The sequence below is a fragment of the Nonomuraea sp. K271 genome (genome assembly GCF_009908215.1).
In the GTDB taxonomy this organism is placed as follows: Bacteria; Actinomycetota; Actinomycetes; order Streptosporangiales; family Streptosporangiaceae; genus Nonomuraea; species Nonomuraea longispora.
This window is the reverse complement of sequence record NZ_JAAAHR010000056.1, coordinates 1-12,408: the sequence shown is the minus strand read 5'-3', so window position 1 is coordinate 12,408 and position 12,408 is coordinate 1. Positions and strand designations below refer to the sequence as shown.

Here is a 12,408-nt window from a genome sequence, read left to right as displayed (position 1 = left end):
TCAGCCGCGGGAGGGCACGGCCATCTCGCCGAGCTCGGACCAGTCGTCCTGCGGGACGGTCGTGTTGACGATGCGCGGGGTCTCGGCGAGGTGGGGCGGCAGCGTCTGCCGGGCCTTGCGGAAGTGGTCGGAGCCCACGTGCGCCGCGCCGGCCTCGTCGTCGCGGAACGCCTCGACGAGGACATATTCGGTGGGGTCGTCGAGGCTGCGTGTCCAGTCGAACCACAGGCAGCCGGGCTCGGCGCGGGTCGCCTCGGTGAACTCCGCGGTGATCTCCGGCCAGCGGTCGGCGTGCTCCGGCAGGACGCGGAACTTGGCGGTAATGAAGATCATCTGAGTGCTCTCCCGGTCGGCGGCGCCACTGGTTCGAGTCTATCGGCTGCCGAATTCCGTTCTAAGGAATCGCCCAGTGCGACGAGGCGGATCATCCTGTTCGACCAGCGCAACTGCGGGCGCAGCCGGCCGCACGCCGGCGACCCCGGCGTGTCGCTGGCGGCCAACACCACCTGGCATCTGGTCGCGGACATCGAGCGGCTGAGAGAGCTGCTGGGGATCGAGCGGTGGCTGGTGTTCGGCGGGTCCTGGGGGAGCACGCTGGCGCTGGCGTACGCGCGCCGCCACCCCGGCCGGGTGAGCGAACTCGTGCTGCGCGGCATCTACCTGGCCAGTGCCGCCGACGAGGCGTGGGCGTTCACCGGCACGGGCGCGGCGCGGCTGTTCCCCGAGGAGTGGGCGGCCTTCCGCGACCACATCCCGGCGGAAGAGCGCGACGACATGGTGCACGCCTACCATCGCCGGTTGTTCGACCCGGACCCGGCGGTGCACGTGCCGGCGGCACATGCGTGGGCCGCCTGGGAGCTGTCGGCCAACTGGCTGCTGCCCGTGCCGCCGCCGGCGCTGGACGACCGCGACGTGGTGGGGTTCTCGCGCGTGGAGGCGCACTACTTCAGCCAGGGATGTTTCCTGCGCGACGGCGAGCTGCTCGACGTCGGCGCGATCCGGCACATCCCGTGCGTGATCGTCAACGGCCGCTACGACATGAAGACGCCGCCGCAGGCCGCCTGGGACCTGCATCTGGCCTGGCCGGAGGCCGACTTCCAGCTCGTGGACGACGCCGGGCACGCGGGTGCGGAGCCCGGCACGCTGCACCGGCTCGTCGCGGCCACCGACCGTTTCCGCGGCGGGGCCTAGGCTCGGATCATGTAAGGCCAGGATCCGCGGCTCCGGCATCCCTGCGGAGCCGTCCCGGCCGGCTCGCCACGGTGCTGGGCGTGTTCTATGACACGGCCGAGGCCCGGCGGGTGTCCGCCGGGCCTCGGGGATGGGTGTCTAGTAGATGCGGTACTTGCGGCCGCAGTTGTCGAACTTGCCCGCCCAGCAGGTGAACGTGTAGGCCTTCTTGACGCCCCGCCCGCTCCAGCTGCCGACGACCTTGCCGTCCCAGGCCTTGTTGAACCTCTTCCAGTGGCCGTTCTGGTAGACCTCGAACCAGACCCAGGCCTTCTTGCCGCCGCGCTTGTCGACGCCGTACCACTTCGTGTGGACCTTGCCGTGCTGCTTCCAGGTCTTCCCGAACGTGTACGCCTTGCGGTCGCTGGAGAAGAACTTGCCCCAGCTGCCACCGCTGTGGAACGCGTCGGCGGCGGTCGTAGCGGTGGACTGGGTGGCGGCCTGGGTGGCGGCCTGGGCGGCGGGGGTGAGAGCGATGCCGGTGACGGCCATCGAGCCGGCCAGAGTCGCGATCGCAAGGGTCTTACGCATTGGGTCCTCCCCGTGTCGGTGTGCCGGTCGTTCCCGGCACACCAGGGACATTACGGAGACTCGCCGCGATCATCTGTGGACAAATCCACACACAGCACTTATGTGGATAAGTCCACAGACCAGGCACCTTGCGCAGGCGGCCCCGGAGGGGCCGAGTATGGCGATATATCGGCCTTTGTGCAGGTCAGCGCTTGACGGTCGTCCGGCCCGTCGGGAACGGCACGAACGGCTTCTGCTCCGACTTCGCGGTCGCGCCGCCCTTCCCGCACAACGCCAGGACCAGATGGTTGCCCATCGCGTTGTCGATCTCGCTCGGCTCCAGCTGGCCGTCGTCGCCGACGCGCTGGTACTTCATCAAGTTCATCCCGAACGAGATCTGGCGCTTTCCGTCGGGGCTGGACAGCGACTGCGCACCCATGCCGAAGACGGCTCCGTCGTGCCCCCAGAACCGGCCGCACGGCAGGTCGGCGGCGTAGAGCCCGAGGCCGTAGAGCAGGTATCCGCCGCCCGCGTTCACGGGCACCGTCTTCTGCATCTCGGCCAGCTGCTTCGCGCCGACCAGCCGCCCGCGCAGCAACTCCCGGTAGAACCGGTTGAGGTCGTCCATCGTGGACACGACGTCACCGGCCGTGCGCACGAACGACATGTCGTAGACGCTGTAGTCGCGCGGCGGGTCGATCAGCCCGTACCACGACTCGTACGCCTTCGAGTGGGCCCCGGGGATGCGGGGCGTGCGCGGGTAGGACGTGTGCCGCAGGCCCGCCTTGCGGATCACGTTGCGGGTGATGTGGCGCTCGGCGTTCTCGCCGGTGACCTTCTCCAGGAGCAGGCCGATGATCACGTAGTTGGTGTTGGAGTAGGAGCCGGGCGTCGCGCCGGGCTCGCCCGTCGGGGTTCCCTCCAGGCCCATCTTCACCAGCTCCGCCGGCTTGATCTTACGGAACCGGTGCTCGTCCAGGCTGCTGGTCTTGCCCTCCAGCAGCGAGGGGAACGCCGGAGCGAGGTAGTCGGCGATGTGGCTGGTGTGGTTGAGCAACATCCGTACGGTGATCCTCTTGCCGCGCTCGCCGGAAACGAGGTCGGGCAGGTAACGGCCGATGGGGGCGTCCAGTTCGATGGTGCCGCTCGCCACCTGCTGCAGCACGGCCACGGACGCGAAGGTCTTGGAGATGCTGCCGACCCGGTGCGTCATCCTCGGGTGCATCGGCCGTTCGGTCGTCACGTCGGCGACGCCGGTGGCGCCCTGCCACGTACGGTTCCCGTCGCGGACCGTCGAGAGCATGCCGTACATCCCCGCCTTGTGCGCGGCGTCCAGCGACTGCTGCAGCGCCTGCCGGTCCAGCACGGGATCCTGAGCGGCCGCGGCGGTGCCCGGGGCCATCAGGGTCGCCGTGGTGAGCAGCGCGGCTGCGGCGGCCAGCCGCCTGGTGTGTCGCATTCGAGGGGAGATCATGACGATTATCCTGATCCATCCAGCCTGGTCATGGGCAGTCCGCGCTGTCACCGGCTCGACATGACAGACGTCATGTCGACGTCATGACATAGGTCTTGGTCAGGGACCGACCAGACCCGCCTGATGGGCGAGCAGGCCCGCCTGGGTGCGGTTGGCGAGGTCGAGCTTGCCCAGCAGGCGCGAGATGTAGCTCTTGACGGTCGAGTCGGACAGGAACAGGCGGGCCGCGATCTCGCCGTTGGTCAGGCCCTCGCCGAGGCAGGCCAGCACGTCGCGCTCGCGTTCGCTCAGCCCGGCCAGCTTCTCCCGCACGGCGTCGTCCGCCGGCGCCGAGCGGGACACGAGGTGACGGGCGGCGGACGGCGACAACACGGTGGCGCCCTGGGCCGCGACCTTGACCAGGTCGATCAGGTCTTGCGGTGGGGTCGACTTCACGACAAAACCGTTCGCGCCGGCCTGGAGCGCGCGCAGCACGTGGGTGTCCGAGTCGAACGTGGTCAGGGCCACCACCACCGGGGGCGTGCGCAGCCTGGCGATCTCGGCGGTGGCGGTGATGCCGTCCACGCCGGGCATCCTGATGTCCATCAGCACGACGTCGGGAGCGGCGCGCAGCACGGCCTCCACCGCCTCCGCGCCGTCCTCGGCCTCGGCCACCACCTCCACCTCGCCCGTCGAGGTGAGGATGGCGCGAAGGTGGTGGCGGACCATGGGGTCGTCGTCGGCCACGAGTACTCTGATCATGGGGTGTCCAGGCGGTCGTCCGTGGGCACTGACACGGGCAGGGTGGCCGAGACCCGGAATCCGCCGTCCGCTTCGGGGGCAGCCGCGAAACGGCCGCCCAGCAGCGACACCCGCCGCCGCAGACCGTCGAGCCCCAGCCCGGAACCGCTCGCCGCCAGCCCTGACCCGGCCGCCACGGAAACCGCCGCCGAGCTCGCCGCCGAACCCGCCGGTGGAGGGGCGTTGGCGACCGTGACGGTCAGCCGGTCGCGGTCATGGGCCAGCTCGACCTCGACAGGCGCGCCGGGCGCGTGTTTCCTGGCGTTGGTGAGCGCCTCCTGCACCACGCGGTACGCGCCCCTCGCGATCGCCGGCGTCACCGCCTCCGGCGTGCCGGTGACCCGCAGGGTGGCCGGGTTGCCCGCGGAGGTGGCGGAGCCGACGAGGACGCCCAGACCGGACGGGTCGAGCGTGACGCGCGCAGGCTGGCAGGGCTCGTGCGCGTGGCCGCGGCGCAGGACGCCGATCAGGTCGCGCAGCTCCGTCAGCGTGCGCGAGCCCGCGTCGCGGATGTGCTCGGCCGCCGCCCGGACCTCGTGGTCGGCCGCCGATACCTTCAACGCCCCGGCGGCCAGGACGATCTCGGTGACGTGGTGGGTGACGATGTCGTGCATCTCGCCCGCCACCCGCTGCCGCTCCGCCGCCTTCGCCCGTTCGGCGAGCAGCCGCCGCTCGCGCTCGGTGCTCTCCGCCCGCTCCCGCAACGATCGCAGCAGCTCGCGGCGGGCGCGGGCGTACACGCCGAGAGCGCCGGGCAGCACCGTGGCGACGATCCCGCCGTAGGCGATCTCCCACTCGGGCCTCCACAACCGGGTGGCGGCCAGCGCCAGGACCGCGACGTACGCCACCGCCTCCCGGCGCGGCAGCCTGTTGACAACGAACCACACGATCGCCGGCGTGCACAGGGGCACGGTCGTCGGCGTCACAGGGTCGAGCGGCGTGAACGACCCGGGAGCCAGCGTGTCGCCGACGGCGGCGAGCGCCGAGCCCGCGCAGACGAGCATGGCGACCACCCGCGTGAACCGTACGAGGAACGGCAGGCAGGCGTCGGCGGCCAGGCTTAGCGCCAGCCCCGCGGCCGGGCCGAACGGGCCGCTCGTGCGCTGCACGCTCCGGTAGAGTGCCAGGTCGAGCAGGGCGAACGCCGCCATGACGACGACCAGGAAGGCCTGGACCCTCCTGGCGTCGCTCGAAGACGGTGTGGTGTCGGTCATGGTCGATCGAAGTGGGCGCACCGGGGCGCGGGCGTCGTGGCGGTGCTTCCCGGCCGCTCGGTGATCAGGTGCGCGACCCGCCCGCCGGAGCCCCAGCGCGGCCAGGCCCGGTCGCCGGAGGACGGCGTGCCGGTCCGCGCGAACGACGCCCAGGCGGCCACCATATCCCGGGCCACCGACAGCTGGGTCCGGGTGAGCGGCACGGGCTCGCCGTCCAGGTTGATCGGCTTGTCCCGTACGTCGAACAGGTACGCCAGCTCCGAGGCGTGCTGCGCCCCCGCGGGGAACCCCGGCAACGTCGGCACGAACGGCGGCGCGGTGTCGTCGCCGAAGACGTAGGCGTACACCTTCGTCCGGCGGGCCAGGGCATCGCCGTCCCTCGCGTGGGGGCAGGCGAACATGGCGTCGGTGTTGGGGGCGGCCCACGCCTCGCTCGGGGTGGCGTAGTCGTCCCTGGGGTACCGGCGGGCGATCTCCTCCGCCCTGCGGCCGAAGCCCTGACGGAGCAGTTCGGGGAGGTTCTCGTCGGTGACCGGCTCGCCGAGCAGGCTCATCACGCCGGCGAACACCAGCGCCTCCTTGCTGGTGTGCCCGGTGAGCACGGGCACGCGGGCGAAGTCGCCCTTGCGCAGCGCCCGCTCGGGGGAGAGGGGCAGCGCCGGGCCGCCGTACGAGGCCGCCGTGAACATCCCGGTGAGTTCCAGCAGCTCCTTGACCGGTTTGCCGCGCAGGCAACGGAGCGTCTTCGCCGCGTCCTTCCCCGCCGGGCAGCCCACCTGCCGCGCCGCCGAGCGGGTGGCGGCGTACGTCTCCTTCAGCGGGCGCCAGAACGACAGTTTCGGCGTGCCGGGACCGGTCGCGTTGGGCAGCAGGGCCGTGCCGCACGAGCCGCTCTGGACGATGGCCCTGTGGAACAGGCCCTTGCCGCCGGGCGCGGTGAGCTGGCCGCACGTGGCGATGCCGCCGCCGGACTCGCCGAACAACGTCACGTTGCCCGGATCGCCGCCGAAGGCCGCCGCGTTCCGCCGTACCCAGCGCAGCGCGGCCTGCTGGTCCTGCAGCCCGAACGTGCCGCCACCGGGCATGCCGGGCAGCGCGACGTAGCCGAGCACGCCGAGCCTGAACTCCACGGTGACCACGACGACGTCGCCCTGGACGGCCAGGCGGCGCGGGTCGTAGTCGGCGCCGCGGCCCGCGGTGAAGCCGCCGCCGTGCAACCAGACCATCACCGGCCTGCCCGCGCCGCCCGACGCGCCCGAGCCGGCTTGGCCCGAGCCTGGTTGGCCGGAACCCGTCTTCCCGGAGCCCGCCTTCCGGGAGCCCGGTTCACCGGGGACAGGTGCGCTGGGGGCCGGCTTTCTGGGGACGGTGACGTCGAGGGTGAGGCAGTTCTCCATCTCGCTGCTCTCCTTGGGGTTCTCGCTGGCCTGGGGGCAGGCGGGGCCGGACGTCGTCGCGTCGCGCACGCCCTGCCACCGGGCGACGGGCCGGGGCGGGCGCCAGCGAAGGTCCCCGGTGGGCGGCTGGGCGTACGGTATACCGCGATATCGCACGACATCCCCGTCATGGACTCCTCGGATCCGTCCGCTGTCCAGCACCGCATCAGGACCGCCCGCACCGGCACCCCGCGCGGGCGTCGCGCCGCCCTGCGGCGTGGCGCAGCCCTGGGCGAGCAGGAGCGCCACGGCCCCCGCGACCACCGTGTTCCGCCGTCTCATATCCATGACCCGCACGTTAGGAACGCCGCCCCGCCCGCCGGTACGGCCGGAGGTTGCGACCCTTCATCCGATGGTTGACATCCGGCCGTCCGGAACGACGCGACCGCGTGACGCCGAGGACACGACGGGGATGCGCCAGGCCGGAGGAGAAGGCATGATCGCGGTGTGGGTTACGACGAGCTGATCCAGGAGGCGCTGGCCACGCCGTTCGAGGGCTGGGACTTCGCCGTGTTCGACGGCCGCATGACGGTGACGGGCGACCTGCCGTGGGACTACGCGGGCATGGTGCGCGAGCGGCTGCCCGGCACGGCTTCGCTTCTCGACCTGGGCACGGGAGGCGGCGAGCTGCTGGCGTCGCTGGCCCCGCTGCCGCCGCGCACGGTGGCCACCGAAGGGCACCCGCCGAACGTGCCGGTCGCCCGACGCCGCCTGGAGCCGCTGGGCGTCGAGGTGGTGGCGGCCGGTGGGGAGGGGACGCTACCGCTCCCCACCGGGGCGTTCGAGCTGATCGTCGACCGGCACGAGGCGTACGACCCGCACGAGGTCCGCCGTCTCCTCGCCCCCGGGGGGCACGTTCGTCACCCAGCAGGTGACCGCCCGCCGTTTCGCCCTGGTCGCCCGCCGTCCGGGCTGACCGCTCCCGCTTCGCGCCGGCGAGAGGACGGAGGTCAGTAGGTCCAGGCCTGGCGCAGTTCGGCCTGCCAGCCGTCGTTCGGGAAGTAGTTGTGGATGATGAACGCCGGCCCCATGCCCTTGGCGAAGATGTTGTCCCGCTTGTGCCGCAGTTCCAGCGGCCCGCCGACGTCGCCGTTGCCCCGGTTGTTGTCCTTCCAGATCTCGAACTGCTTGATGCAGGTTCGGCCCTTGAAGTACTTGTTGGCGCAGGTGGGCCCGGACGGCGGGAACCACACCTGCTTGTGGTAGAAGTCCACGTCGGTGCCGCCGGGGATGAGGATCTTCCCCCAGGCCTCGAGACAGTACGCCTCCGGCTGGACGGTCCACTTCACATAGTGCTGCTTGCCGTCGAGCGACAGCAGCGGCTTCATGTTCTTGCAGTTGACGTCGCCGATCCGCTCCTTGGTGACGCGCTGCTTGAGCATGCCTTCGCTGTTGCCGTAGCCGTCGAGCTTGACCCAGTCGCCGACGCGCTGGAACTTCTCGTAGTTGGCCGGCGGCCACTTGGCCGGGTCGCCCCACCTGATGTGCGAGACGTTGCCGCCCTTCGGCTCCCATGCCCACTGGTTGCGCCACGAGCCCGACCAGAACTGGCCGGCGCTCTTGTCGAACATGCGGGAGAAATCGCCGTACGTGCCGAGCCCGGCGGCGTGGGCGGGTGCGGCGCCGGCGACGAAGGCGAGGGCGAGCGCCGCGACGGCCACCGCCGACTTTCTGATAGCAGAGAACATCCAGCAGAGGCTAGCGACGAACATTGACCGGGCGTTCCACTTCAAGAAACGGTTAACCGTCAACGTTCCCGCACCTCAGCGGGGCTTCTCGCCGGTGGGGATCTCGGGGATGTCGAGGCGCCATCCGGGTTCGATGTGGTCGGGGGTGATGCCCTCGATGTCGTCGTTCGCCTCGTAGACGGTCTGCGCGTGGCGCGGGTCGCCGTACTCGTCCACGGCGATGTGGCTCAGCGTGTCGCCGGGCGCCACGATCCGCTCCCCGCCGCCCGGCGTGGGCGGCGGCAGGGTCGGTACGGGCGCCTCGGACGTCCAGTCGTCGTGCCCGGGGACGGACAACGGCGGGGTGTCGACCTGGCCGCGCGGCACGAGGCCGTAGGAGATCGTTCCGGGCAGAAGACCCAGCAGGCGGCCCTTCACGAACGGCGAGCCGTCCAGAAAGGCGCTGACCGGCTTGGAGCTGAAGTTCACCAGCCCCTGCGCGGGCACCTGCGCGGCCTTGGGCCAGTTGCTGATCTTGTTCAGGGCCGACTGGGGGTTCCACAACTGGAACTCCCGCGCCCTGGCCGACACGCTGTTCTTCGGCGCCCAGACGGTCGTGGGGTCGCCCGCGCCTCTCCCCACCACCGGCACGTACCCGTGCTTAGCCGGGTCCATCCAGGAGAAGAGGCGGCGGGGGGTGAACTGCGCGTTCATCGGCGTCAGCGGCTTCGACGGGTCCGCCGCCGACAGTCTGAGGTCCCACTTGTCCGCCTTGTGGAAAGCGTGGTGGCGCAGGCCGGTCCTGTCGCGTAGGAACCGCGCGTACCCGCCGCCGAAGAGGGCACTGACGCCGCCGACGGTCAGGCCGTCCTTCAGCGCCGCCCCCAGCGGCTTGCCGTCGTAGAGCAGGCTGAGGCCGGTGCTGGCGCCCGCGTTGAGCGCCCCTTCGAGCCCGATGGCGAACGCCATCGGATGGTTCTGCGCCAGCCGCGCAACGGGGGCGAGGCCCTTCACGAAGCCGACCCCTCCGCCGAGGAGCGAGAGGCCGGTCAGTGTGCCGGCCATCTTGACGTTGATCCCCCACGGGTCCTCGCGTCCCCGCAAGGTGTTGGCCAGGCTGGAGTTGACGTAGTTGGTGCCCGCCACGAGCCCCGCGTTCTTCGCGTACGCCGACAGCACCGTGCGTCCGGCCTCCTTGGCTCCCAGCAGCCGCGTCCCGGAGCGGAGCCCCAGCATCCTGTTGAGGCGGAGGAGCATGGCGCCGAGTTTCGCGTGGCGGGTGGACAGCAGGAGCGCCACCCTGCCGAGCGCCTGCCGTGCCGCCAGCCGGTTGACGGCCCGCGCGCCCAGGCTCAGCGCCGCGCCCACCCCCACGGTCACCCCGAGGCTGGCCAGGAAGAGGGCGACGTACTTCTTGGTCTCCTGGGTGGCCTTGATCGCGTTGTCGATGATCGCCGCCGCCTCGTCGGCCCGCGCGGCCAGGTCGGGGAGGCCCGGCGTCTCGGTATTGCCTTCCGGCGGGTTCACGTGGGTGCGCCAGGTCTCGCGGAAGGCGTCGGCGGCGTCGCCCGCCCAGTCCGCCCGGCTCACGTGCGCCTCGATCGCGGAGATGTGCTTGTCGTGCACGTCTCTGAGGCTCTTCGCGGTGGCCAGGCAGCTCTCGCGCATCTGGGCGAGCTGCTCCTCGTACGCGCCGCCCATTCCGAGCATGTCCAGGGTGGCGTTCCAGATGATCGACACCGTGCCGGGGTCCGGTGGCTCGGCCGCCGTGGGCGCCGGCTGCGGTTCGGACCGCCCGCTGCCGGCCGCGTCGTAGGTGGCCGCGCCGGCCAGCAGCCCCTCGGCGAGCTGCACCAGGGTCGTCTCGCGCTTCCACAGGGCCGACGACAGGCCGTTGAAGAACGCCTCGTAGCCCTTGGCGAACTCGGCGGCGCCCTCCTCGATGAGGTCGTACGTGTCCACCTCGGGGGCGGCGCCGGCTTGGAACTCGCGCAGGACGCCGGACAGCGCGGCGGCCGTGTCGGCGCACGCCTTGCCAGCCTTGTGGAGCTCGTCGAGACCGCCGGGGCCGATGGAGACGAACCCTTGACTCACACGAACACCCTTCCCTGGAGAGGACTCGCGGACCCGGGACAGGCGGCCGGTGGCGTGCGCGTGCCGCCATCGGTAAGGCGTATTTCCCCGCCGGCTACTTGGTGGGAATGCTCCATTAATGTTCGTGTACGCGCAATCGATTTTGACACCCTTCAACTTTTTCCGAAGTGGACTCGGCCCGCCGTACTCTCCCCGCAGAAGAGCCGGGAGGTACGGTGAACGACTTCGACCCCGAGGATCTGGAACGCATCACCGCGCGGGCGGAGGAGATGCTGGCCCGCGTCGAGGAGCTCAGGAGTGAGATCGACATGGCGGTCGGCCGCGGCGAGGCGGCCGACGGGCAGGTGCGTGTGACGGTCGGCCCCTCGGGCCGGCTGACGGAGGTCGAACTGGCGCCGCGGGCCATGCGCATGGACAGCCGGCGTCTGGCCGAGGCGATGTTGCGGGCCGCGCAGGAGGCCCAGGACGACGTGGCGCGGAAGGTGGAGGCGGTCATGGCGGGCACGCTCGGCGTGGGCCTGCCCGACGAGAACTTCAGCGATCTGCTGGAGTCGTACGAGACGTCGATGGAGGAACACTTGCGCGCCATCGAGGATCGGCAGCGCGACGGGCGCTGACCGACATTTCCAGGTTGTTTGAAGGAACGTTCTCAGGCACGGGCCCGGCCCTAGGGTGTGCGCGGATACGCATGTGCACAAATGTCGCGGGATGTGAATAAGTGGCCATGAGGTGGCGGGGTGCGGCGGGGCGGCGCGTGGCGGGAATCGTCGCGTCCGTGCTCGTCGCCGTGCTGGTGGGGGCCGGTCTGTTCCTGGGCGCGGGGGTGTCGAGCGCCCGGCCCAAGCTCTCCGACGTGGGAGCCTGGCTGGCCAGCGCGCTCAACGGCGAGGTCGTGCACGCCAACGGCCTGTCCGGGCAGGTGGACGGCCGGGTCGACCTGGCCTCCTCCGAGGGCGACGCGCTCAAGGTGGTGCAGGACGGCGACAACGTGCTCGTCGTCGACGAGTCCACGGGCAAGGTCAGCCGCATTGACTCCACCCAGCTGGAGGTCGCCCAGACCGGCAAGCTCGGCGCGGGCGGCATGGAGATCGTGATGGCGGCGGGCAAGGCGTACGCGCTGGACCCGCGCGGCGGCACCGTCCAGCAGCTCGACCCGCTCACCGTGGCCACGGTCGGCACGCCCATCACGTTGAAGCCGCCGTTCGGGCAGGCGGGCATCGACAAGAACGGTACGCTCTGGGTGCCCGTCCCCGAGGAGGGCACGCTCGTCCAGATCAACGGCGCCCAGAAGGGCAAGGCCGTGACGGTCGGCGAGCCGGGCGACCCGCTCACGCTGACGATCGCGAACGGCGTGCCGCTGGTCACCAACTCCGCCCGCGCCTCCGCCATGGTGATCGGAGCGACCGGCACCCGGCTCGAGGTCAGCCTGCCCAGCACCGTCACCGACGCGGGCACCGGCGGACTGCTCGTACCGGCCGTGGCCGAGAGCAACGTCGTGCCCGTGCTGGCGCCCGCGCAGGGCGCGCTCGTCCTGGTCGACACGGCCAGCGGAGCCCTGACGACCGTCGCGGTGAAGGGCGGCAAGCTGGGCAGGCCGCAGGCGCTCGGCCGGCGGATCTACATCGCGAACGAGAGCACGGGCCGGCTCATCGTGTACGACACCGTGGCCAAGAAGTTCGAGCCGGAGAAGGTCGTCACGGGCAAGGCCGGGCCGCTGGAGGTCTTCGTCAAGGACGGGCTGCTCTGGGTGAACGACCAGTTCAGCGAGACAGCCCTGGTCATCCAGAAGGACGGCAGCGGCCACCGGGTCGGCAAGTACGACGAGGCGCTCGGCCAGAAGGACACGCCCACGCCCCTGCCGATCCCCACCTACACGCCCACGGCGGTCCAGCCGACGGCCGTGCCGACCCGCTCGGCCGAGCGGCCCACGGGCACGCCGACGTCCGTCCCGACCAGGACGAAGACCGCGCAGCCGACGGTGACCGTCACGGCCACCCCCACCC

The 12,408-nt window shown here is 71.3% G+C and carries 11 protein-coding genes and 1 pseudogene; 4 read left to right on the top strand and 8 right to left on the bottom strand.

Going from position 1 to position 12,408, the window contains the following annotated elements; translation table 11 throughout:
* Positions 1 to 333 (bottom strand): putative quinol monooxygenase, encoded by a 333-nt coding sequence (locus GUY59_RS48855; RefSeq protein WP_138201994.1) that lies wholly within the window; start codon positions 331 to 333, stop codon positions 1 to 3.
* On the opposite strand from GUY59_RS48855, the gene pip reads away from it, so the two are divergent.
* Positions 292 to 1,191: a prolyl aminopeptidase gene (gene pip, locus GUY59_RS20515; protein WP_138201993.1), complete on the top strand. Its 900-nt coding sequence runs from the start codon at positions 292 to 294 to the stop codon at positions 1,189 to 1,191. The two genes, GUY59_RS48855 and pip, sit on opposite strands and share 42 nt — an antisense overlap.
* Before the next feature lie 138 nt (positions 1,192 to 1,329).
* Here the strand turns inward: pip and GUY59_RS20510 are convergent, their stop codons facing one another.
* The 5 genes from GUY59_RS20510 to GUY59_RS20490 form a co-directional block, all read right to left on the bottom strand.
* Positions 1,330 to 1,761, bottom strand: a complete 432-nt coding sequence (locus GUY59_RS20510) for a hypothetical protein (RefSeq protein ID WP_236667335.1) — start codon at positions 1,759 to 1,761, stop codon at positions 1,330 to 1,332.
* 184 nt (positions 1,762 to 1,945) lie between these two features.
* Positions 1,946 to 3,214, bottom strand: coding sequence for a serine hydrolase domain-containing protein (locus GUY59_RS20505; RefSeq protein ID WP_138201991.1), 1,269 nt, complete (start codon positions 3,212 to 3,214; stop codon positions 1,946 to 1,948).
* A 99-nt stretch (positions 3,215 to 3,313) separates the two neighbouring features.
* On the bottom strand, positions 3,314 to 3,955 hold the full coding sequence (locus tag GUY59_RS20500; RefSeq protein ID WP_132333749.1) for a response regulator transcription factor: 642 nt from the start codon (positions 3,953 to 3,955) through the stop codon (positions 3,314 to 3,316).
* Entirely contained in the window at positions 3,952 to 5,208 is a 1,257-nt protein-coding gene (locus tag GUY59_RS20495; RefSeq protein ID WP_132333750.1) for a sensor histidine kinase, read from the bottom strand. The genes GUY59_RS20500 and GUY59_RS20495 overlap by 4 nt, the downstream gene beginning before the upstream one ends.
* Positions 5,205 to 6,932 (bottom strand): carboxylesterase/lipase family protein, encoded by a 1,728-nt coding sequence (locus GUY59_RS20490; RefSeq protein ID WP_138201990.1) that lies wholly within the window; start codon positions 6,930 to 6,932, stop codon positions 5,205 to 5,207. The genes GUY59_RS20495 and GUY59_RS20490 overlap by 4 nt, the downstream gene beginning before the upstream one ends.
* Positions 6,933 to 7,091: 159 nt before the next feature.
* On the opposite strand from GUY59_RS20490, the gene GUY59_RS20485 reads away from it, so the two are divergent.
* A complete protein-coding gene (locus GUY59_RS20485; RefSeq protein ID WP_252375011.1) occupies positions 7,092 to 7,601 on the top strand; it encodes a class I SAM-dependent methyltransferase in 510 nt (169 codons plus the stop codon).
* On the opposite strand, the gene GUY59_RS20480 is transcribed toward GUY59_RS20485, so the two are convergent.
* Together GUY59_RS20480 and GUY59_RS20475 are read right to left on the bottom strand one after the other, a co-directional pair.
* The gene (locus GUY59_RS20480) at positions 7,595 to 8,332 is read right to left on the bottom strand and encodes a hypothetical protein (RefSeq protein ID WP_132333752.1); all 738 of its coding nucleotides are present in this window, start codon (positions 8,330 to 8,332) and stop codon (positions 7,595 to 7,597) included. The two genes, GUY59_RS20485 and GUY59_RS20480, sit on opposite strands and share 7 nt — an antisense overlap.
* Before the next feature lie 75 nt (positions 8,333 to 8,407).
* Complete coding sequence (locus GUY59_RS20475; RefSeq protein WP_138201989.1) at positions 8,408 to 10,405, bottom strand: LysM peptidoglycan-binding domain-containing protein; 1,998 nt, start codon at positions 10,403 to 10,405, stop codon at positions 8,408 to 8,410.
* A 215-nt stretch (positions 10,406 to 10,620) separates the two neighbouring features.
* Between GUY59_RS20475 and GUY59_RS20470 the strand changes: the two genes are divergently transcribed.
* Complete coding sequence (locus GUY59_RS20470) at positions 10,621 to 11,022, top strand: YbaB/EbfC family nucleoid-associated protein (RefSeq protein ID WP_138201988.1); 402 nt, start codon at positions 10,621 to 10,623, stop codon at positions 11,020 to 11,022.
* A 107-nt stretch (positions 11,023 to 11,129) separates the two neighbouring features.
* A pseudogene (locus GUY59_RS20465) lies at positions 11,130 to 12,408 on the top strand (hypothetical protein); the annotation flags it as partial.